At 69.2% G+C, this 20,473-nt stretch carries 17 protein-coding genes; 5 read left to right on the top strand and 12 right to left on the bottom strand.

All coding sequences use genetic code 11. The annotated features are described in order from the left end of the window. Positions 1-154: 154 nt before the first annotated feature. A complete protein-coding gene (locus tag ACFYXB_RS26835; RefSeq protein ID WP_389586654.1) occupies positions 155-913 on the bottom strand; it encodes an NUDIX domain-containing protein in 759 nt (252 codons plus the stop codon). A 446-nt stretch (positions 914-1,359) separates the two neighbouring features. Beyond that, a complete protein-coding gene (locus tag ACFYXB_RS26830; protein WP_389586652.1) occupies positions 1,360-2,868 on the bottom strand; it encodes a DUF4192 domain-containing protein in 1,509 nt (502 codons plus the stop codon). Between the two features lie 140 nt (positions 2,869-3,008). Between ACFYXB_RS26830 and ACFYXB_RS26825 the strand changes: the two genes are divergently transcribed. Then, the gene (locus ACFYXB_RS26825) at positions 3,009-5,174 is read left to right on the top strand and encodes a RecQ family ATP-dependent DNA helicase (RefSeq protein WP_389586650.1); all 2,166 of its coding nucleotides are present in this window, start codon (positions 3,009-3,011) and stop codon (positions 5,172-5,174) included. A gap of 284 nt (positions 5,175-5,458) precedes the next feature. Beyond that, a complete protein-coding gene (locus ACFYXB_RS26820; RefSeq protein WP_351361410.1) occupies positions 5,459-6,079 on the top strand; it encodes a hypothetical protein in 621 nt (206 codons plus the stop codon). Between the two features lie 311 nt (positions 6,080-6,390). Here the strand turns inward: ACFYXB_RS26820 and ACFYXB_RS26815 are convergent, their stop codons facing one another. The 3 genes from ACFYXB_RS26815 to ACFYXB_RS26805 form a co-directional block, all read right to left on the bottom strand. Then, entirely contained in the window at positions 6,391-7,023 is a 633-nt protein-coding gene (locus tag ACFYXB_RS26815; protein WP_351361407.1) for a hypothetical protein, read from the bottom strand. A gap of 68 nt (positions 7,024-7,091) precedes the next feature. Next, positions 7,092-7,793, bottom strand: a complete 702-nt coding sequence (locus ACFYXB_RS26810; protein ID WP_389586647.1) for a ribonuclease HII — start codon at positions 7,791-7,793, stop codon at positions 7,092-7,094. 82 nt (positions 7,794-7,875) lie between these two features. After that, positions 7,876-8,499, bottom strand: a complete 624-nt coding sequence (locus ACFYXB_RS26805) for a TetR/AcrR family transcriptional regulator (protein ID WP_389586645.1) — start codon at positions 8,497-8,499, stop codon at positions 7,876-7,878. 188 nt (positions 8,500-8,687) lie between these two features. Here ACFYXB_RS26805 and ACFYXB_RS26800 point away from each other — a divergent pair, with 188 nt between their 5' ends. Continuing rightward, positions 8,688-10,235, top strand: coding sequence for an MFS transporter (locus tag ACFYXB_RS26800; protein ID WP_351361401.1), 1,548 nt, complete (start codon positions 8,688-8,690; stop codon positions 10,233-10,235). A 281-nt stretch (positions 10,236-10,516) separates the two neighbouring features. Here ACFYXB_RS26800 and ACFYXB_RS26795 read toward each other — a convergent pair whose 3' ends face one another. The 3 genes from ACFYXB_RS26795 to ACFYXB_RS26785 form a co-directional block, all read right to left on the bottom strand. After that, positions 10,517-11,422 (bottom strand): ADP-ribosylglycohydrolase family protein, encoded by a 906-nt coding sequence (locus ACFYXB_RS26795; RefSeq protein WP_389586643.1) that lies wholly within the window; start codon positions 11,420-11,422, stop codon positions 10,517-10,519. Between the two features lie 12 nt (positions 11,423-11,434). Further along, positions 11,435-12,094, bottom strand: a complete 660-nt coding sequence (locus ACFYXB_RS26790; protein ID WP_389586641.1) for a histidine phosphatase family protein — start codon at positions 12,092-12,094, stop codon at positions 11,435-11,437. A 119-nt stretch (positions 12,095-12,213) separates the two neighbouring features. Beyond that, positions 12,214-12,819 (bottom strand): YdbC family protein, encoded by a 606-nt coding sequence (locus ACFYXB_RS26785; protein ID WP_389586639.1) that lies wholly within the window; start codon positions 12,817-12,819, stop codon positions 12,214-12,216. 142 nt (positions 12,820-12,961) lie between these two features. Here ACFYXB_RS26785 and ACFYXB_RS26780 point away from each other — a divergent pair, with 142 nt between their 5' ends. Then, the gene (locus ACFYXB_RS26780; RefSeq protein ID WP_389586637.1) at positions 12,962-13,495 is read left to right on the top strand and encodes a TerD family protein; all 534 of its coding nucleotides are present in this window, start codon (positions 12,962-12,964) and stop codon (positions 13,493-13,495) included. 3 nt (positions 13,496-13,498) lie between these two features. On the opposite strand, the gene ACFYXB_RS26775 is transcribed toward ACFYXB_RS26780, so the two are convergent. From ACFYXB_RS26775 to nrdR, 4 genes are all read right to left on the bottom strand, one after another. Beyond that, positions 13,499-14,287 (bottom strand): DUF2785 domain-containing protein, encoded by a 789-nt coding sequence (locus ACFYXB_RS26775; protein WP_389586635.1) that lies wholly within the window; start codon positions 14,285-14,287, stop codon positions 13,499-13,501. A 150-nt stretch (positions 14,288-14,437) separates the two neighbouring features. After that, positions 14,438-15,127, bottom strand: coding sequence for a DUF6215 domain-containing protein (locus tag ACFYXB_RS26770; protein ID WP_389586633.1), 690 nt, complete (start codon positions 15,125-15,127; stop codon positions 14,438-14,440). A 169-nt stretch (positions 15,128-15,296) separates the two neighbouring features. Further along, the gene (locus tag ACFYXB_RS26765; RefSeq protein ID WP_389586631.1) at positions 15,297-18,191 is read right to left on the bottom strand and encodes a vitamin B12-dependent ribonucleotide reductase; all 2,895 of its coding nucleotides are present in this window, start codon (positions 18,189-18,191) and stop codon (positions 15,297-15,299) included. A 163-nt stretch (positions 18,192-18,354) separates the two neighbouring features. Next, positions 18,355-18,906 carry a transcriptional regulator NrdR gene (gene nrdR / locus ACFYXB_RS26760; protein WP_389586629.1) on the bottom strand — a complete coding sequence of 184 codons (552 nt, stop codon included), beginning with the start codon at positions 18,904-18,906 and terminating at the stop codon, positions 18,355-18,357. Between the two features lie 562 nt (positions 18,907-19,468). Here nrdR and lexA point away from each other — a divergent pair. Next, entirely contained in the window at positions 19,469-20,248 is a 780-nt protein-coding gene (gene lexA, locus ACFYXB_RS26755) for a transcriptional repressor LexA (protein ID WP_351361355.1), read from the top strand. Positions 20,249-20,473 lie beyond the last annotated feature (225 nt).

Below are 20,473 nucleotides of genomic sequence, written 5' to 3'. Positions count from 1 at the left end.
CAAGATAGCGCGCTACATCCCTTTTTCCAGGTATCACCCGTTCTGCTCGGTGAGGGTTCCTGATCCGGTCGGACCCCTGTTCGGCGCTCGGCAGTTCAGGCCGGTCCGCGGACCGCCCCCCGTCCTTTCGGTCCCGGCGACGACTGCCGCGCTGTCACACCTCGGGGCGCAGCATCGGCGGGTTGAGCAGCGTGGCACCGCCGGCACGGAAGAGCTGCGCAGGGCGGCCGCCCTGGCGTGTGGTGGTGCCTCCGGTGGGCACGAGGAAGCCTGGCGTGCCGGTCACCTTGCGATGGAAGTTGCGCGGGTCGAGCGCCACTCCCCACACCGCCTCATAGACACGGCGCAGCTCGCCGACAGTGAACTCGGCCGGGCAGAACGCGGTGGCCAGCGACGAGTACTCGATCTTGGAGCGGGCCCGCTCCACCCCGTCGGCCAGGATCTGGGCGTGATCGAAGGCGAGTGGCGCAACCGGCTCGCCGTCGCGCCCGTAACCGCCCTGCTGAAGCAGTTCCTCGACCGGGGCCCAGCGCGCATTGCTCGCATCGCCGCCGGCCCGGGGTGCGGGCAGGTCCGGGGCGAGCGCGAGGTGTGCCACGCTGACCACGCGCATACGCGGATCACGCTTGGGATCGCCGTAGGTCGCGAGCTGTTCCAGGTGCGCGCCGTTGTCCTGGGCGGGTGCGGCGGGGTCGTGGACGCACAGCCCGGTCTCCTCGTCGAGTTCGCGTGCCGCGGCCTGCGACAGGTCCTCGTCCGCCCGTACGAAGCCACCGGGCAGTGCCCAGCGCCCCTGGAACGGAGGCTCGCCCCTGCGAACCGCCAACGCGCACAGGGCATGGCGGCGCACGGTCAGCACGACCAGGTCCACGGTGACGGCGAATGGCGGAAAGGCTGACGGGTCGTAGGGCATGCCGCGATCATAGTCGTCTCCCTGACGATAAACACTCCCTTCGTCGGCCGCATCGATGGCTGATCCACGCGTGCCCGGTATGCGTCCCGCGTGCACGGTCCGCTCGCTGCTCAGGTCACGTCGTGCGAGGTCATGCTGGCAATTGTGGGCCCTGAGCCGCTTCACCTGACAGCGCGGCAGCAGACGCCGACCCAACCGGTCGGGGGCGGCACGGTGTTTCCGGACCGGCGATCGATGACTGCCGGTGTTGCCCGGAACCACCCGGCGCGAACAACGCGGAGTTGCCGGGACCGGGCGGTTTACGTCGGCGGCGGAGGGCGGGGGCGGCTGATGCACGGTGCGGCTTCTACGTTCTGTGCGCCTCATGCATGTGCGACGCCGGCTGAAGGGCCGCAAGCGGTTCACGACAGCTCGCTGCCACCGGCCGCCTTGCCACCAGCGATGGCTCACGCATCCCCCTCAGTGACGTTGGTCCCCGATCGTGTGCCTCCCGAAGAGGTGGAGCCGCGCCGCGTGTGGTCCTTCCCCGCCGCGCGCTTGCGCGTAGCACCACCAGGCCGCGAGGTACCGGGACGTGTGCGGCCCTCGGCCGAAGCACCGGCACCTGAGACGTCCGGCCGCGACCGACTGCCCTCCGCTCGCGCCGGACGGGGACGGCCGCCGTCGCCGGACCGTACGCGGCGGCGTCGCCGCGAGCCGGGCTCCGAGGAACCGTCGGGCGTCTCGGCGTCCTTCTCTTCCGTCCCGTCCTGCTCATCGGATGGCGCTTGGGTGCCTCCCTTGCGTTCCGCTCGCAGACAACGGCGGATCGCCTCCGGGTCGAGACCCTCGTTGCAGGCCTGGTGCAGAAGGCGTGCGAACAGGTAGTCCGGGTCCGCCCCCAGGGCCATCGCAAGGGCCTCCCTGGCCTCCAGGTCGTCGCCGGTCGACCAGGCCACCCAGCCGGCGAGGGTCAGTGGCGCGGCGGCGTGTTCGCCGTACGGTCCGACACAACGGCGGGCCAGGGCGCGCCAGAGACGCAGGGCGGGTACGGCCTCGTCGCCCTCCATCCACGCGGCGGCACGGTCACGGGTCGTGCGGTCCTGCAGGCCGAGGATCAGCGTCGCCGCCTCATCGTGTGTGAGCAGTTCGTCGTCGCGGAGATCGGCCGGGAATGTGCCGGGCACGGGCGCCGCCGCGGTGAACCGGCCGAGGACGCGCTCGGCGAGGTCGAGGGTCTCCTGCGCCACCCACGCACGGCTCGCCTCGTCGAGAATCCGGGGCACCAGGTTCATGCCCGCGGTGTCCAGGGCGATCTCCTGTTCCAGCGCGGCAGCCGTCTCCCAAGGGAGCAGCCTGGCCCGCAACTCGCGCAGGGTGCCACGCACCTGGATTCCGGCATACGTCGCCGCGGCCGCCAGTACGGACGTGCCGGACAGGCCCATCGGCGCCCCGTCGTCGGGACAGCATCCTTCGCTGGGGCAGCAGTACGACCAGAAGCGGCCGTCCGCGATGCACAGAGCCTCGATGACCGGTACGTCGAGGCGGCCGCACTCCGTGCGCAGTAGCTGGGCGAGCGGCTGCATGCGCCGCATGACGTCGCGGCCGGATTCGCCCTTCGCCGGTTCCTGGCAGACGTAGGCGACCATCTGCTCGGGCCGGGCTCCTCTGCGTTCGCTGCCGGCCACCAGACCCTGCGCCAGCTGCCGGGCGGCAGGCTCCCAGTCGTCCCTGCTCGCGGGGATGCCCAGCCGGGCGCGCCCGCCGAACCGGCCGCGTCCGCCGCGGTCGTGGAGGGCCACCAGCACGATGCTGTCCTCCGGGCGGTATCCGAGCAGATACGGCAGGGCGTCCGCCAGTTCGGCGGGGGTGCGCAGGGTGACCTGGTTGTCGTGCGCGGTGCGCGCGTCGGACATGTCGCCTCCCGGGATGCCTTCGTTTTCGGAGGGTCCAGTCGTTTCGCTGTGATTCGTCATGCCCAGACGATCTCGCGGATCATGAGATTCCGCTCGAGCCTGTGGATAAGTCCAAGCAGGGACACGACAATTGCGTGGCGCTCCCGGTTGTCCACAGGCGCCGCGCCCGATTGTCGGCGCCTTCCTGTTGTATGGGACGCATGGAGCACACGAGCAACGCGGACCTTCGAGCACAGGCCGACGCCGTCCTCGCCCGACTCGTCGGGGACGCCTCGGGCACGGCACGGCTGCGCGAGGACCAGTGGCGGGCGATCGAGGCGCTCGTCGCCGACCGGCGCAGAGCGCTGGTCGTCCAGCGCACGGGCTGGGGCAAGTCGGCGGTGTATTTCGTGGCGACTTCGCTCCTGCGGGCCCGGGGCAGCGGTCCGACCGTGATCGTCTCGCCGCTCCTCGCCCTGATGCGCAACCAGGTGGACGCCGCGGGGCGAGCCGGAATCCACGCCCGGACCATCAACTCCTCCAACACCGAGGAGTGGGACACCGTCCAGGGGGAGATCGCGTCGGGCGACGTCGACGTCCTGCTCGTCAGCCCCGAGCGCCTCAATAACCCCGACTTCCGCGACCAGGTGCTGCCCAAGCTGGCGGCCGCGACGGGACTCCTGGTGGTGGATGAGGCCCACTGCATTTCCGACTGGGGTCACGACTTCCGCCCTGATTACCGCCGCCTGCGCACCATGCTCACCGACCTGCCGCCGGGCGTGCCCGTCCTGGCCACCACCGCGACGGCCAACGCGCGCGTGACCGCCGATGTCGCGGAACAGCTCGGTACCGGTGGCGCGTCCGACGCGCTGGTGCTGCGTGGCCCGCTCGACCGGGAGAGCCTGACGCTGAGCGTGCTGCGGTTGCCGGACGCCGCGCACCGCATGGCCTGGCTGGCCGACCACCTCGACGACCTGCCGGGCTCCGGCATCATCTACACGCTCACTGTGGCCACCGCCGAGGAAGTCACCGCCTTCCTGCGGCAGCGCGGCCACACCGTCGCGTCGTACACGGGGAAGACGGAGAACGCCGACCGGCAGCAGGCCGAGGACGACCTGCTCGCCAACCGGGTCAAGGCCCTGGTCGCCACCTCGGCGCTCGGCATGGGCTTCGACAAGCCCGACCTCGGCTTCGTGGTGCACCTCGGTTCGCCCGCCTCCCCCATCGCCTACTACCAGCAGGTCGGCCGCGCGGGCCGCGGCGTCGAACACGCCGAGGTACTCCTGCTGCCGGGCAAGGAGGACGAGGCGATCTGGGACTACTTCGCCTCCCTGGCCTTCCCGTCCGAAGACCTGGTGCGCCGCACCCTGGACGTCCTCGCCCGCGCGGACCGCCCCCTGTCGCTGCCCGTCCTGGAGCCTCTGGTGGAGCTGCGCCGCTCCCGTCTGGAGACGATGCTGAAGGTCCTCGACGTGGACGGGGCGGTCAAGCGGGTCAAGGGCGGGTGGATCGCGACCGGCCGGCCGTGGACCTACGAGGCCGAGCGGTACGACTGGGTGGCGCGGCAGCGGAAGGCCGAGCAGCAGGCCATGCGCGAGTACGCGTCCACCACGGGCTGCCGGATGGAGTTCCTGCAGCGGCAGTTGGACGACGAGGGAGCGAAGCCCTGTGGCCGGTGCGACAACTGCGCCGGCGCGCGCTTCACCCCGGACACGTCCGTGGCCGCGCTGGACGCCGCCCGCGTCGATCTGGGCCGTGCGGGTGTCGAGGTGGAGCCGCGGCGCATGTGGCCGACGGGCCTGCCTGCGATCGGCATCGAACTCAAGGGGCGCATTCCGGCCAGAGAACAGGCGTCCGCGGGGCGCGCGTTGGGTCGTCTGTCGGACATCGGCTGGGGCAACCGGCTTCGGCCTATGCTCGCGCCGCAAGTGCCGGACGCACCCGTGCCGGACGATGTGGCGAAGGCCGTGGTGGGTGTACTGGCCGACTGGGCGAAGGGACCCGGCGGCTGGGCCCCCGGAGTGCCCGAGGCACAGCCCCGCCCGGTGGGCGTCGTGACCCTCGCCTCGCGCTCCCGGCCACGCCTGATCGACTCCCTGGGCGCGCGCATCGCGGAGATCGGCAGACTGCCACTTCTGGGTTCTCTGGAATACGCAGGGGAGGAGGTGCGGACCCCCCGCAGCAACAGCGCCCAGCGGCTGAAGGCCCTCGACGGCGCGCTGTCCGTACCTCCCGGCCTGGCTTCCGCGCTCGACGAGGCCCAGGGGCCCGTCCTGCTGGTGGACGACTACACCGAGACCGGCTGGACCCTGGCGGTCGCGGCCCGGCTGCTCAGGAAGTCGGGGGCGCCGGGGGTGTTGCCGCTGGTGCTGGCCGTTCAGGGCTGAGTGCCGGCTCCTGGCGAGCCGTGCCACACACGTGACGTATGCGCGTGTCGTGCTCGAACGGCCCAGGGGCCACCGGGGGACACTCAGGGTAGGGATATAAGCCACGCACCACCAGATAACATTCGGTGGCGCCAATTGCTCGTTGCCGCATCCAAGTTCGACAGCGAGAATTGAGGTCCGCTCCCCGCACGGCTCACCCATGATCCGGATGGCCTTCGCTGCGGTGGGCGCTCCCCCGAATCCGACCCTGCCCGCAGTGTGGGCGCGTAGCCGAAGGGAGGAACGTGACCTTCGGATTCGCTCCGTCCTCGGCGGCATCCTTGTCCACGTCCGCGGCCACCGCTTCCGCCAGCCGCCTGCTCGAACCGGCGGAGTGGGCCGCCGCCGGAATCCCACTGCTGCGCAACCCGCGTGAGGTCGTCAGCGGGCTGCACACGCGGCACCGGCCCAGTCTGGCGACCGCGGTCGTCGCCGTCCTCGATCCGGAGGAACGGCTGCTGGCGAGCGCCTCGTTCGTCCGCCGCCCGGCACCGGCCGACGGCTGGATGTTCCGAAATTCACTGCTGGCACAGTTGCGCCGGGTCATTCCTCACGACCTGCGGCGCCGCACTCCCGTACGCACTGCCGTGCTGCTCTACTGCCGCGAGGGGGACGCGCGTTGGACGGAGGAGGATGGCGCGTGGATGTGGGGCCTGCGTGACGCCTGCACCCTGCACGGGCTGCGCTGCGGGGCGTACATCACGCTGACCCGCGACGGCTGGCACGTGCTCGGCGAGGGCCGCGGCGGACGCCGTCCGAACGCGACCTCGGCACCGGAACCTTTCGCCACCTCGGACGCCCCACCACCGTTGCCCCGGACAGGCGGCGCCGTCTCGGAGGTCCTGCGCCGGGCGGCAGCCCGCTGACGACGGCCGGCTTCGTGCTCACGCTCCCTCGGGGCAGTGTCCCGAAGGGCGGCGCGGCATGCGTGTGCGACGTCGGTACGACGGCCACCACGGTCATGCCGCACGACTGAGGAGACCGACACCACAGGCGGGGTCGGGCCACCGACCCGCCTCGCCGGAGTCCCACGCAACTCCCGCGCCCAGCCGCCGGCTGGGCGGCCGTCCTCAGGAGGGAACGGCGACCACCACGCATCCGGGTACGCCAAGTGCACCACTGTGCCAGGTGCCGCAACAACGGCGCCTACGTCGTCCCCGGACGTGCCGGACGCGGCTCAGACGCCGGCGCCCAGCACCGAGTTGATCTGCTGCGGGTCGCCGCAGACGATCAGCAGGGCACCAGCCCTGGCATGGGCCAGCGGGAGGGCGGTGGCGGCAGCGGCGGCCGGACCACCATTGACGGCGACCACGACCACGGCACGGGACGCGGCACGGGAGGCCACGGAGGCGTCCGTGTAGAAGACGTCGTCACCGGCGTCGTGCTGCGCCCAGTAGGAGGCTTCACCGAAGGACATCTCGTGCTCGGCCCACGGGTGCGGTTGGCCGGTGGTGATCACCAGCACGTCACCGGGAGCTCTGCCCGAGTCCAGGAGCAGGTCCACTGCCTCCTCGGCGGCGTCGAGGGCACCCTCGACCGAGGCCGGGATCAGCTGGATCTGCGGGGCCCCCGCAGCAGCGGCGGGAGCGGCCGGGCCCGACGGGCCCGGCTTGGCAGCGGCCGTGTCGCGCGGTGACCGTTGCACCGGCGGCGCGGGCCGGAGAGGCCCGGGACGGCCGGGACGCGACGGAGCCGCGGGGCGGGGGCCGGGTACGGGGCGGGGGGTCGGCGCGGTACGGCCGCTGGCCGGCGTGGCGCGGGGACCCTGGGCACTCTCGTGAATCTGAGGCTCCTCGGGAATGAGAGGCATGAGCTGATATTTATCAAACGTTGGTGCAGCCGGCGCGGCCGGGTGGCACAACAGTGCGAGCAGAACCGTCAGAAGTCGAAGCCGAGCTGGCCCTCGATCTCCGGAACGCTTCCGTCCGCCCAGCTGCGGACCTTCTTGAGGTGCCGCCACTGGGGCAGCGCATCAAGATACGCCCACGACAATCGGTGGTACGGGGTGGGGCCCCGCGCTTCGAGTGCGGCCTTGTGCACGGGCGACGGATACCCGACGTTGTCCGCGAAACCGAAGTCTGCATGGTCGATACCCAGTTCGGCCATCATTTTGTCGCGCTGAACCTTGGCGATCACGGAGGCCGCCGCCACGGCCACACAGGACCGGTCACCCTTGATCACCGTGCGGACCTTCCAGGGGACTCCCAGGTAGTCGTGCTTCCCGTCGAGGATCACGGCGTCGGGGCGAACGGGCAGCGCCTCCAGAGCACGCATCGCCGCGAGCCGCAGCGCCGCCGTCATCCCCAGTTGGTCGATCTCCTCGGGGGAAGAGTGCCCCAGGGCGTAGGCGGTCACCCATGTCCGCAGTGTCTCCGCCAGTTCCGTGCGCCGCTTGACGGTCAGCAGCTTGGAGTCGGTGAGACCTTCGGGCGGTCGGCGAAGACCTGTGACCGCCGCACAGACGGTGACGGGTCCGGCCCAGGCACCGCGCCCCACCTCGTCGACACCGGCAATGACCTTCGCTCCGGTCGTGGCGCGAAGGGAGCGCTCGACGGTGTGAGTAGGTGGTTCGTACGGCATGGCGCCCTTAGCGTACGCCGCCGGGATCCTCGAGCGACACCCCGCCTGCCGGGGTGGGCCGATAGGCCACCGCGCCCCGGCGTCAGTCCCCGCTCGGCCGCAGTAGCGGAACCATCAACTGGTCGATCATCCCTTCGAGATCCTGATCACTCCATTCGCTGGCGCACATTTTGGAGCGGTACATCATCATCGCCGGAATCGCGTCGAAGACATACCCGTTGGCCGCGTCTCGGCGCACCTCGCCCCGTTCTATTCCACGGGTGATGACGTCACGGAGCAGCTTGATCATCGGCTCCACGACGCCACCGAAGATCACACCATGAAAGCGCTCGACCTGCGCAGGATCGCATTCGTGAATGACCGAACGCAGGGCGAAGCCTGGCCGCGAGAACATCGCCTGCCGCGCCTGGCGGCACAGGGCCAGCAGATCGTCGCGCACACTCCCGAGATCGGGTGCCTCTTCCATGCGCGGCAGTCCGGCCTGCAGCGCGTCAGCGACAAGGTCCTCCTTGGACGGCCAACGGCGGTAGACCGCGGCCTTGCCGGTCTGCGCGCCGGCGGCGACGCCCTCCATCGTCAGACCGTTCCAGCCGACCGTACTGAGCTGCTCCAGCGCGGAGTCCAGGATCGCGCGTTCGAGCACAGCGCCGCGCCGGCGGAGGGAGGCCGTCTGAGCGGGGGCGGCCGTCCAGCCCGAGGTAACCATCTGAGTCTCTCCAGCGAACAATGGAAGCGGGGATTCCGGTACAGGGGGGACGTGTCGCGCGGCATGAACGAGGAATCCGACGCGCGACATTGAGTTAAGTGAACGCTTGCGTTCTCTGTCGGGGAGTTACTACCGTTGGCGGGACAGTGAACGCGAGCGTTCACTAACGCCTTCGTGGGGGACCCATAGTGACAACCTCTCAACTGATCAAAGACGACATACCGGGAGCGGCCCGCCGGGAGGGGCACCCCGGCATCGCACTCACCGTCATCGCGGCCTGCCAACTCATGGTGGTACTCGACGCGACGATTGTGAACATCGCTCTCCCGCACATTCAAGAAGCGCTCAAGTTCAGTACCACAGACCTCACATGGGTGGTCAGCGCCTACACGCTGACCTTCGGAGGCCTGCTCCTGCTCGGAGCGCGTGCCGGCGACATCCTCGGCCGACGCCGGGTGTTCATGACCGGCATTCTGCTGTTCACGTTCGCCTCGCTGCTCGGCGGTCTCGCCCAGGAACCCTGGCAACTGCTCGCCGCGCGCGCCCTGCAGGGCATGGGTGGCGCGATCGCGTCGCCCACGTCGCTGGCGCTCATCACCACCACGTTCCCCGAAGGCCCGGAACGGAACCGGGCGTTCGGCGTCTTCGCGGCCGTGTCCGCGGGCGGTGGTGCCATCGGTCTGCTCGCGGGCGGCATGCTGACAGACTGGCTCGACTGGCGCTGGGTGCTCTTCGTGAACGTCCCGATCGGCCTGCTGATCGTCGCGCTCACACCGCTGTACATCAGCGAGTCCCAACGGCATCCTGGGCGCTTCGACATCGCGGGAGCGCTGACCTCGACGCTGGGCATGGCGTCCCTCGTCTACGGCTTCATCCGCGCAGCGGAGAAGGGCTGGCGCGACAGCCTGAGCCTCGGCTCCTTCGGCGCCGCCGTGGTCCTGCTGCTGGCCTTCGTCTTCACCGAGATGCGGGCCAAGGAACCGATCACGCCGCTGAGAATGTTCGCCGACCGCAACCGCTCCGGCACTTACGTGATCATGCTCAGCCTGGCCGCAGCCATGTTCGGCATGTTCTTCTACATCGTGCTGTTCGTGCAGAACGTGCTCGGCTACAGCGCGATCAAGGCCGGTCTCGCATTCCTGCCCGTGACTTTCGCGATCGCCGTCGGAGCGGGTCTCTCGCAGCGGTTCCTGCCCACACTCGGCCCCAAGCCCTTCATGTTGGTCGGCTCGACGCTCGTGGTGATCGGGCTCACGTGGCAGACCTTCATCAGTCCCGACAGCTCCTATCTCGGCGGCATCCTCGGGCCGATGCTCGTGTTCGGCTTCGGCATGGGCCTCAACTTCGTAACGGTGACCGTGACGGCGGTCTCCGGTGTGGCCCAGCACGAGGCGGGCGCGGCGTCCGGCCTGCTCAACGCCACGCAGCAGGTAGGCGGTTCGCTCGGGCTGTCCATCCTGACCACGGTCTTCGGCACGGCCAGCACGGACGAGGCGAAGAAGCAACTGTCGAAGTTCCTCGCCGACGGCTCGCCGGAGCAGAAGGCGGAGTTCGCCAAGACCCATCAACTTCCGGCGCCCTGGGGACATGAAGTGCTCGCACACGGCATCTCGACCGCGTTCATCCCCGCTGCCGCGATGGCCGTGCTCGCCCTGGCCACGGCCTGGCTGGTGATCAGGGTCCGCAAGAGCGATCTCGAAGCCCTCGCCGGCACAACGGGGCCGGGAATCGGCTGACCCGAACAAGTCCGTGCAAAACCGCGGATGGCCGGACCAAGCCCCAGGGACAGATGGCGAGGGCGACGGTCCGGCCATTCGCACTTCGGTCGCCAAGACCGAGAGGCCGACCAGCACCAGTACCAACACCACCAACGCCATCACCACACCCCCTGCCACCCGCGGGACCTCTTCTCCCTGCGCACCCATGCGTCGCACAGCTGATGCCACGACAACGCGCCACGGTCACGCAGAGTTCCCGACGGCCACAGAGAGTTCTCGAGCGGCATGGCGCACGGCCGTCAGACCGGCGTACGCACCCACTCCGGCAGTGTCTCCGTCTGCTCCACCCACTCGGCGGGCGGCGTCCCCGCCTTCCCGGCCGCGAGCACGCCGCCCACGATCGCGCAGGTGGTGTCCACATCGCCGCCGACCTGGGCGGTCGTCCAGAACGCCGCCTCATAGTCACCGAGAGCCCGTGCCGCCGACCAGAGGGCGAAGGGGACGGTGTCATGGGCGCTCGTGCGCCGTCCGCAGCCGAGCACGGCAGCGACGGTGCCGGCGTCGCCGTAGTCAAGCATGTCCCGGGCGCGCCGGAGACCGGCACCCACGGCGCTCTTGGGTACGAGCGAGATGACGCCGTCGAGGAGCGCCTCGGGGCTGGGCGGGCCGCCGGGTGAGGCCGCGAGCGCGGCGGCCGCGGCGACGGCCATGGCTCCGACGACGGCTTCGCGGTGCTGGTGTGTCGGGTACGCGGAGATCTCCGCCTGGTGCGTCGCCTGTTCCGGGTCGTCCGCGTACCAGGCGCCCAGCGGAGCGATCCGCATCGCCGCACCGTTGCCCCAGGACCCTTGCCCGTTGAAGAGCGCGGAGGCCAGCTCTCGCCAGTCGTCGCCCTCCCGCACGAGACGCAGGAGCCGGTTGACCGCAGGGCCGTAGCCGCGGTCGAAGTCATGGTGCTCGGCGAAGGAGAGGGCCAGGGCGTCCTGGTCAATGCGGCGGTGTGCGGCGAGGACGGCGACCACGGAGCAGGCCATCTCTGTGTCGTCCGTCCACTGCCAGGAGCCAGGCGGCAGCTCGCGGTGCTGCAGCAGCGGATAGTTCGCCGGGACGAAGAACTGGGAGCCCAGCGCGTCCCCCACCGCCAAGCCGCGCAGGCTGGTCAGGGCGCGCTCCAGGCGCCCGGGAGAAGAGGAGTCAGCGGTCATCGCCCTGCCACTCTATCCGGTGATCCAGTACGGCAGCGGGTCCCGCCAGCGCTCGAAGGGCCGGTCGAGGGTGTACTTGCCGTCGTCGCCGAGAACGAGCATGCGCGTCTCGCCGTTCCCGGGATTCGAGAGCGATTCGAATTCCGCGACCGTCCAGTGGAACCACCGCATGCAGAACAGCCGCATGGCCAGACCGTGGGTCACGAGGAGCACGTTGGGCGGATGGTCGGGGGCCTCGAAGCTGCGGAACAGGCTCTCCAGAAAGCCGCCGACCCGGTCGTACACGTCGGCGCCGGACTCGCCCTGCGGGAAGCGGAAGAAGAAGTGTCCGTAGGCGTCGCGGTAGGCCTTCTGGAGACGCACGTCGTCGCGGTCCTGCCAGTTTCCCCAGTCCTGCTCGCGTAGCCGGGGCTCCTCACGCACGCGTATGAGCTCGGGGTCGAGGTGGAAGGCGCGGAAGGTCTCGTGCGTACGGCGGTACGGGGAGACGTACACGCTCACGCGCTCGCGGCCGAACACCTCCCGGATCTTCTTTCCGGTCTCCTCCGCCTGCTGCCATCCACGCTCGGTCAGGGCCAGAGCGTGGTCGGGTTCCCGCTCGTACACGGAGTCATCAACATTGCCCGTTGACTCGCCGTGCCGGACAAGGACGATGCGCCGTGGTCGTGCCATGCCAAAACCCTAGATCGGGTGACGGCCGATCGCGGACCCGTACGCGCTCCATACGGCGTAGGTCACATGAGTCCTGCATCACGGACAACGCCGGGGCGCACGATTCACGCGTCCAGATCTCAAACCGTCCAGGTCGGCTCCAGGTCCACGATGTCACCCGTGAGCCCTGCCACGTCCGCCTCGGTCTGGGCCCGCAGGGCGAGGCGTTCCACGCGCTCGGTGCGGTACTTGCCGTGCTCTGCCGCCGACCGCCACATCGACAGAACGAGGAACTCGTGCTCGGGCGCCTCGGCGAATATGCCACGGATCATGCCGGGCGAGCCGGCCATCGCGGGGTTCCAGACCTTCTCCTGCATCAGCGTGAAGTGCTCGACACGCTCCTCGTGGATGCGGCAGTGGGCGACACGGATCAGGTCGGCGTCCGTGAACCGCGGTTCGAATCCGGTCTTCACGTCGAAGCGGTAATCGAACAGTTTGACCTGGCTGTCCTTGAAAGTGCCCGCCTGGGCGGCCGCGAGCCGGTCGTGCGAGCGGGCCATGAAGGAGTCGTAGAAGGCACGGCTCTCCCAGAAGGCGAAGATGTGCGCCACACCGGCGCGCTGTCGGCTCCAGCCTCCGCCCTGTCCACGAAACCCCGGCTCCCCCAGAAGCCCCGCCCACTTTCGCTGCCCCCGCTCGAAGCCGCGGCGGTCCACCACGGTGCAGCGAATCCACTTGACCAGCACCGCGCCATCGTAAGGCCATGGGGCGTGGCGTCGGTCACGCTCCGCGGAGATCACCCGCGCATACGCCCCCGCGCGCGTGGCACGATGGACAATGTGCCCTGGCTACCGGGGAGTTGGGGCAGCACGGAAAAGGGGAGGCCTGGTGAACGGCTTCAGCAAGGGAATCCGCAGGGTCGAGGTCGCACTCAAGTGGGATCCGAGTCCGGCGGGGCAGCCGCCCACCGATCTGGACATAGTCGCCGCGACCTATCTGGCGAACGAACCGTACGGGGCACCGGCGTACCTGGTGCACTTCGACAGCCGTTCGCCCGACGGCACGATTTTCCTCAACCGGGACAGCAAGGACGGCAAGGGTTTCGGCTGGGACGAGGTCATGATGCTGGAGCTCGACCGGCTCGATGTCCGGTACGCGCGCGTGGTGGTGGGTGTCGTCATCCAGCAGCGGGACACGGACCGGACCTTCGTCAACGTGCTCAACCCGGCCGTGCGGGTGCAGGAGGGCTACACCGTTCTCGCCGAGGACGACTTCGGTTCCGTTCTCGGGGCGACGGCCGCGACAGTCGCGGAGTTCGAGCGCGCGGAGCCCGGAGGGTGGAACTTCAAGCCCTCCGTCCACGGCTTCGAGGACGACCCCGCGACCTTCTCCCGGACCATGGGCCGGCTGGGCAGGCCCTGACGTTCAGCCCATGTAGGGGGCGACGATCGCGAGAGTGTCGGCCAAGGCCTTCAGAACCGCTTCGCGGTGGGTGAGCGCGTGCGGCGGCTCGTCGGTGTTGCGTGTGCTCAGGCCTCGGTCCGCCAGGACGTAGAGCATGCGCAGCGTTCGCATGGTGTTCGAGGCCCAGACGGGCACCGACCCGGGTTCGCCGGTCCGGAAGGCCTTGGCGACGGGTTCCAGCCACTGTGCGGACTGGGCCTCGGTCAGGCCGGGGTGGCTGAGGATTTGAGCGAGGGCGTACGCGAGGCGGTCGTCCTCCTGCGCGTCGAAGATGTGGCCGGTGGGGGCCAGGAGCCGGGCGACGGCGGATTCGGCGAGCGCGAGCGGCTCCTGTCCGGGGCGCCGGGCCAGGGCGGCCAGCAGGTCGGCGCCGTGCGCTGCGGCGTGCACCCAGCCGAGCACCGGGTCGTATCCGCGCAGATCCGTTTCTGCTGGGTACCAGCCGGCGAAGGCGCGCCACCACTCCTGCCGCCAGGCGCCCGACTCCACGATCCGGGCCAGGACCAGCGGCGCGAAGGCGCGGGCCTGAACGCCGGGATCCGTGAAGTGCGCGGCCACACGGTCGCCGAGCAGGTACCGCTCCGTCGCGTCCAGAGCCGGTATCCAGCACACGGCCGTGCGATACGCCCCCTCGTCGCGCACCGCGGGGTCCGGGGCACACAGGTCCACGACGAGCGCCTCGAGGGCCACGGCGCGGGCCGGCCCGGAGAGTTCGCGGATGTCACCGTCGTACCGCTGCGATGTGGTCATGCGCGGAGGGTACGGGGCGAACCACCGTCGCGGTTACCAAAAGTTCCGGCCGCTGTCACGACCACGGAAAGAGGGCACGGGAGCGCATGCCCGACGCTCCTCATTCCGTCGAAGCGCTTCTCGGGATGGGCGTGTACAGCTGACAGATCGTCAGTCAGCGGTCCAGCCCGGGACCGTCGGCAGCACCGTTTCGGCAACTCGCAGCAGCGCCGTGTCATCTGGCATCACGTCGTCCTGACGCCAGATGACGATCTCGAAGGAGCCGCCGCCGTCCTTCGGCGTCCTGGCGACCAGCAGGCTGCGCGCGATGCCGCCGGGGCCGGTGCCGACCTTGCTGCCGTTGAAAGTGAATTCGATGGTCCGGCTCGAGTAGAGAGCCGCCGGGTGCCCCAGAATGGTCGTCTTCTGCGTGGTCGCACCCAGGAAGTCGGCCAGTTCGGCGACCGGGAGACGGTCCTCGGAGGCAGAAAGCTTCACAGAGTAGGTATCGAGCGTGACGGTCGCCTCCGGTGCGGCGATCTTGGTGCCGCTCGCCATCGTGACCGAGCCTTCGTTGCCGTCGGCGGTCCGTGCGTACTCCGTCGGCGTGCCGAGGAGTTCGGGCAGGTCCTGGCGGTTCAGCGCGGTGCACAACCGCGCGCCGGAAACGTGCTTCGCCGACACGAAGCCATGCGACTTGGAGCAGGCAGCCGGCCCACGGTCACCGCTCACGGTCGCCCGATCGAAGACTTCCCCCAGCCCCCACATACCCCCCAGGACGCCGCCGACCAGCACCACAGCGGCGACTGCCTGAGCCCCCGCGTTCATGCCCTTTTTCGACTCATTGAGATCGTCCGTCATGTCCCCCACCTGCCCTGCGCGCCCGATGCGCGCCGGGGGAGCCTAACCCGGTGATCGTTTCGTCGGAAAGCGGAATTCGTCCGTAGGACCGAAACGCCGAGGGTGGTGCAGCCGGAACACCAACTGCACCACCCTGACCAGCTAGTTCACGCCCGGCAGGCGGCCGTGGTCAGCTGCAGCCGCTCGTGGAGCCGCAGCCCTCGCAGATGTAGCAGGAACCGGCCCGCTGCATCTTCGTACCGCACGAGAAGCAGAGCGGGGCGTCAGCCTGGATGCCCAGCTGCATCTCCACCAGCTCGGCGCTGGTGTGGGCCTGCCTCGGGGCGGGATTGGCCGCCTCGACCTCGGCCTTCGGCGTGGCGACCGCCTTCAGCTCCTGGGCGCGCGGCGCCGACTGGGCCAGGCCCTCGACGTCGACCTCGTCATCGGCGGACTCGTACGAACCCGTCTCCAGGTGACGCTGACGCTCCTCGGCGGAGTGAATGCCGAGCGCGGAACGCGTCTCGAAGGGCAGGAAGTCCAGCGCCAGACGGCGGAAGATGTAGTCGACGATCGACTGCGCCATCCGCACGTCCGGGTCGTCGGTCATACCGGCCGGCTCGAAGCGCATATTCGTGAACTTCGAGACGTACGTCTCCAGCGGCACGCCGTACTGGAGGCCGACCGAGACGGCGATGGAGAAGGCGTCCATCATGCCCGCGAGCGTCGAGCCCTGCTTCGACATCTTCAGGAAGACCTCGCCGAGACCGTCGTCCGGGTAGGAGTTGGCGGTCATGTACCCCTCGGCACCACCGACCGTGAAGGACGTGGTGATCCCCGGACGGCCCTTGGGCAGGCGCTTGCGGACCGGGCGGTACTCGACGACCTTCCCGACCGTCTCACGGATGGTGGCCTCGGCCTTCTCCGTGATCTCGGCCTTCTCCTTCTCCTTGGTCTTGGCGGAGAGGGGCTGGCCCACCTTGCAGTTGTCGCGGTAGATCGCGAGCGCCTTGACGCCCATCTTCCAGGCCTCGAAGTAGATCTCCTCGACCTCCTCGACGGTCGCCGACTCCGGCATGTTGACCGTCTTGGACAGGGCGCCGGAGATCCACGGCTGGATCGCGGCCATCATGCGGACGTGACCCATCGGGGAGATGGCGCGCTCGCCCATGGCGCAGTCGAACACCTCGTAATGCTCGGTCTTGAGGCCAGGAGCGTCGATCACGTTGCCGTGCTCGGCGATGTGGGCCACGATCGCCTCGATCTGCTCCTCCTGGTAGCCCAGGCGGCGCAGGGCCTGCGGGACGGTGCCGTTGACGATCTGCATCGAGCCGCCGCCGACCAGCTTCTTGAACTTGACCAGGGCGAGGTCGGGCTCGAGACCGGTGGTGTCGCAGGACATCGCGAGACCGATGGTGCCGGTCGGGGCGATGACGGACGCCTGGGCGTTACGGAAACCGTTCTTCTCGCCAAGGCGCAGCACGTCCTGCCAGGCCTCCGTGGCGGCGGCCCAGATCGTCGTGTCCAGGTCGTCCATGCGGACGGCCGTGGTGTTGGCGTCCGCGTGCTGCTTCATGACGCGCAGGTGCGGCTGCGCATTGCGGGCGTAGCCGTCGTACGCGCCGACGACCGCGGCGAGTTCGGCGGAGCGCTTGTACGACGTGCCGGTCATCAGGGAGGTGATGGCGCCGGCGAGAGCGCGGCCGCCGTCGGAGTCGTACGCGTGGCCGGTCGCCATCAGCAGGGCGCCGAGGTTGGCGTATCCGATGCCGAGCTGTCGGAACGCGCGCGTGTTCTCACCGATCTTCTGGGTCGGGAAGTCCGCGAAGCAGATCGAGATGTCCATCGCGGTGATGACGAGCTCGACGACCTTGGCGAAGCGCTCGACGTCGAAGGACTGGTGGCCCTTGCCGTCGTCCTTCAGGAATTTCATCAGGTTCAGCGAGGCGAGGTTGCAGGACGTGTTGTCCAGGTGCATGTACTCGCTGCACGGGTTCGAGCCGTTGATACGGCCGGACTCCGGGCACGTGTGCCAGTGGTTGATCGTGTCGTCGTACTGGATGCCCGGGTCCGCGCAGGCCCAGGCGGCCTCGGCCATCTTGCGGAACAGGGCCTTGGCGTCGACCTCCTCGATGACCTCCCCGGTCATCCGCGCGCGGAGGCCGAACTTGTCGCCCTGCTCGACGGCCTTCATGAACTCGTCGTTCACACGGACCGAGTTGTTGGCGTTCTGGTACTGGACGGAGGTGATGTCCTCGCCGCCGAGGTCCATGTCGAAGCCCGCGTCACGCAGGGCGCGGATCTTCTCCTCCTCCTTCACCTTGGTCTCGATGAAGTCCTCGATGTCGGGGTGGTCGACGTCGAGGATGACCATCTTCGCGGCGCGGCGGGTGGCCCCACCGGACTTGATGGTTCCTGCGGAGGCGTCGGCACCGCGCATGAAGGAGACCGGACCGGAGGCGTTGCCGCCCGAGGACAGCAGTTCCTTGGAGGAGCGGATGCGGGAGAGGTTCAGGCCGGCGCCGGAGCCGCCCTTGAAGATCATGCCCTCTTCCTTGTACCAGTCGAGGATCGACTCCATGGAGTCGTCGACGGACAGGATGAAGCAGGCGGAGACCTGCTGGGGCTGCGGGGTGCCCACGTTGAACCACACGGGGCTGTTGAAGCTGAAGACCTGGTGCAGGAGGGCGTACGCCAGCTCGTGCTCGAAGATCTCGGCGTCGGCGGGCGAGGCGAAGTACTTGTAGTCCTCACCGGCCTTCCGGTACGTCTTCACGATCCGGTCGATCAGCTGTCGAAGACTGGTCTCGCGCTGCGGGGTGCCGACGGCACCGCGGAAGTACTTGCTGGTGACGATGTTGACCGCGTTCACCGACCAGAAGTCGGGGAACTCGACGCCACGCTGCTCAAAGTTGACCGAGCCGTCGCGCCAGTTGGTCATGACGACGTCACGGCGCTCCCAGGCCACCTCATCGTACGGGTGTACGCCGGGGGTGGTGTGGATGCGCTCGATACGCAGCCCCTTGATGGCCTTGGCGCCCTTGGCTCGGGAACCTCGTGCCGGACCGCTCGCCGTCTCTGTCATGCCGCCTCCCTCTACGGGCAAAAACGCCCTGAAGTGCCCCGATGTTCCCGTGGCACGGTGTTCTGTCGTGTGTTGCGGGCACCCTCACGCTGCCGCCCGCAACAGTCCTCGATCGCCGCCGTCCGGCCGGATCCGGGGTCGCCGCCCGGCTCCCGCCAACCGGTCAGTCGGCGGCGTGGGCGGGCACGGGGACCTGGTCGGTCCCGCCGCGCCCGCGTTCGTCTTCCTGACTCCCCGCTCCCGTGTCTTCGTCGTCCACGGCGGGGCCTCGCGTCGCTTCCCTCAGTTCCGCGATGGCGGCCTCGAAGTCCTCGAGCGAGTCGAACGCCCGGTAGACGGAGGCGAATCGCAGATACGCGACAAGGTCGAGCTCCTGCAACGGGCCGAGTATGGCCAGTCCCACGTCATGGGTGGTCAGCTCGGCGCTTCCCGTGGCCCGCACCGCCTCCTCGACCCGTTGGCCGAGCTGGGCGAGTGCGTCCTCGGTGACAGGCCGTCCCTGGCAGGCCTTGCGGACGCCGTTGATGACCTTGGTACGGCTGAACGGCTCCGTGACTCCGGATCGCTTGACCACCATGAGCGAGCACGTCTCCACGGTCGTGAAACGACGGGAGCAGTCAGGGCACTGGCGGCGCCTGCGGATCGCCGTGCCGTCGTCGGTCGTACGGCTGTCGACGACGCGGCTGTCGGGGTGCCTGCAGAAGGGGCAGTACATGATCTCCAACCCTCCTCACAGCAGACTCAACGGCACCGACGGACCTCTTGGGCCCCTCGGAGCAGCCCCAAGCATAGGCGATCTCGGAGCCGTCGAAGACCCGGGGACCACAACTTGTGGGCTGCTGCCGCAATCCAACCACTAGATGTGGGGATTGGTTCATACATTGAGGCTATGCGCGTGTCGCGCGCGCGTGAATCGGCACCGCAGAACCGCGCCACTCCCGGGAACACATACACGCACGGCCGTATCGCGTCGGGAGTTACGGAGATACCGTGGGCGCCGCACAGAGGACGCGTGGGACTCCGGCACAGAATGGGGACCGGCTCCCGGTCGACGGGATCCCGGATGGCAGACTGGGGAAACAACCCACGAGGTCATCACCCCGGCGGTGAAGAGTACAACAATGAGCGCTTTTGTCCGCCAGGTACCGCGTTAGCCATACACCCAGACACATGATCGCGTCAGGTGAACCACGATTTTTCACTCGAACGTGTGTTTGGCGCAACCTTTCGAAAGCAACTACCGTTGTGCAGCAGGGAGACCATCGAGAGGGGCCGACGTGACCACGACCGCAGACAGTGCCATCATCACTGCCCAGGACCGCTCCCAGGGCCGACTCGAGCCGGTGCATGCCATGAACGAAGCCGCGAATCCCGAGGCGCACAAGCGCTCTCTGCCCGGCCGACCTCCAGGTATCAGGGCGGACAGCTCGGGACTCACCGACCGGCAGCGCCGAGTGATCGAGGTCATCCGGGACTCCGTGCAGCGTCGAGGCTATCCGCCGTCGATGCGGGAGATCGGTCAGGCCGTCGGCCTCTCCAGCACTTCCTCGGTCGCGCATCAGCTCATGGCACTGGAGCGCAAGGGATTCCTGCGCCGCGACCCGCACCGCCCGCGCGCGTACGAGGTGCGCGGCTCCGACCAGGCGGTGACGGTGCAGCCCACGGACACCGCGGGCAAGCCCGCCGCGTCGTACGTGCCCCTGGTAGGCCGCATCGCCGCAGGTGGCCCGATCCTCGCCGAGGAATCGGTCGAGGACGTGTTCCCGCTCCCCCGCCAGCTGGTCGGCGACGGTGAGCTGTTCGTCCTGAAGGTCGTCGGCGACTCCATGATCGAGGCCGCGATCTGCGACGGCGACTGGGTCACCGTCCGCCGCCAGCCGGTCGCCGAGAACGGCGACATTGTGGCCGCCATGCTCGACGGCGAGGCCACCGTCAAGCGCTTCAAGCGCGAAGACGGCCACGTCTGGCTCCTCCCGCACAACTCGGCCTACGAGCCGATCCCCGGCGACGACGCAACCATCCTGGGCAAGGTCGTCGCGGTGCTGCGGCGCATCTGACGGCTGCGTCGGACGGGCTGGTGCCCCGTCCCCTGACCGGGCCCCGGAACCCCTGCGCCGGTTCCGGGGCCCTGTGCTGTACGAGACCCGGTCATCACCGGATTTCCCTCGAGGGTTGGCCTGTCCCGGGGACGGGACAGGCCACCCCCCCCACCCACGCATAACCCGTGCGCGCCCCCCCGGCGCGCGCGGCCCCCCCCCCGCCGCCCCCGGTGACGGCCGGGG

The sequence above is a fragment of the Streptomyces sp. NPDC002619 genome, from assembly GCF_042889305.1.
Lineage (GTDB): Bacteria > Actinomycetota > Actinomycetes > Streptomycetales > Streptomycetaceae > Streptomyces.
The sequence above is the reverse complement of the archived record's forward strand: the minus strand, read 5'-3'. Positions and strand labels throughout refer to the sequence as shown.

Bases quoted from the DNA above. Each gene is read 5' to 3' on its own strand.
- ACFYXB_RS26810 (WP_389586647.1), bottom strand. From the start codon at position 7,793: ATGCCGTACGAACCACCTACTCACACCGTCGAGCGCTCCCTTCGCGCC.
- nrdR (WP_389586629.1), bottom strand. From the start codon at position 18,906: ATGTACTGCCCCTTCTGCAGGCACCCCGACAGCCGCGTCGTCGACAGC.
- ACFYXB_RS26765 (WP_389586631.1), bottom strand. From the start codon at position 18,191: ATGACAGAGACGGCGAGCGGTCCGGCACGAGGTTCCCGAGCCAAGGGC.
- ACFYXB_RS26790 (WP_389586641.1), bottom strand. From the start codon at position 12,094: ATGGCACGACCACGGCGCATCGTCCTTGTCCGGCACGGCGAGTCAACG.
- ACFYXB_RS26795 (WP_389586643.1), bottom strand. From the start codon at position 11,422: ATGACCGCTGACTCCTCTTCTCCCGGGCGCCTGGAGCGCGCCCTGACC.
- ACFYXB_RS26775 (WP_389586635.1), bottom strand. From the start codon at position 14,287: ATGACCACATCGCAGCGGTACGACGGTGACATCCGCGAACTCTCCGGG.
- ACFYXB_RS26770 (WP_389586633.1), bottom strand. From the start codon at position 15,127: ATGACGGACGATCTCAATGAGTCGAAAAAGGGCATGAACGCGGGGGCT.
- ACFYXB_RS26815 (WP_351361407.1), bottom strand. From the start codon at position 7,023: ATGCCTCTCATTCCCGAGGAGCCTCAGATTCACGAGAGTGCCCAGGGT.
- ACFYXB_RS26805 (WP_389586645.1), bottom strand. From the start codon at position 8,499: ATGGTTACCTCGGGCTGGACGGCCGCCCCCGCTCAGACGGCCTCCCTC.
- ACFYXB_RS26830 (WP_389586652.1), bottom strand. From the start codon at position 2,868: ATGACGAATCACAGCGAAACGACTGGACCCTCCGAAAACGAAGGCATC.
- ACFYXB_RS26825 (WP_389586650.1), top strand. From the start codon at position 3,009: ATGGAGCACACGAGCAACGCGGACCTTCGAGCACAGGCCGACGCCGTC.
- ACFYXB_RS26835 (WP_389586654.1), bottom strand. From the start codon at position 913: ATGCCCTACGACCCGTCAGCCTTTCCGCCATTCGCCGTCACCGTGGAC.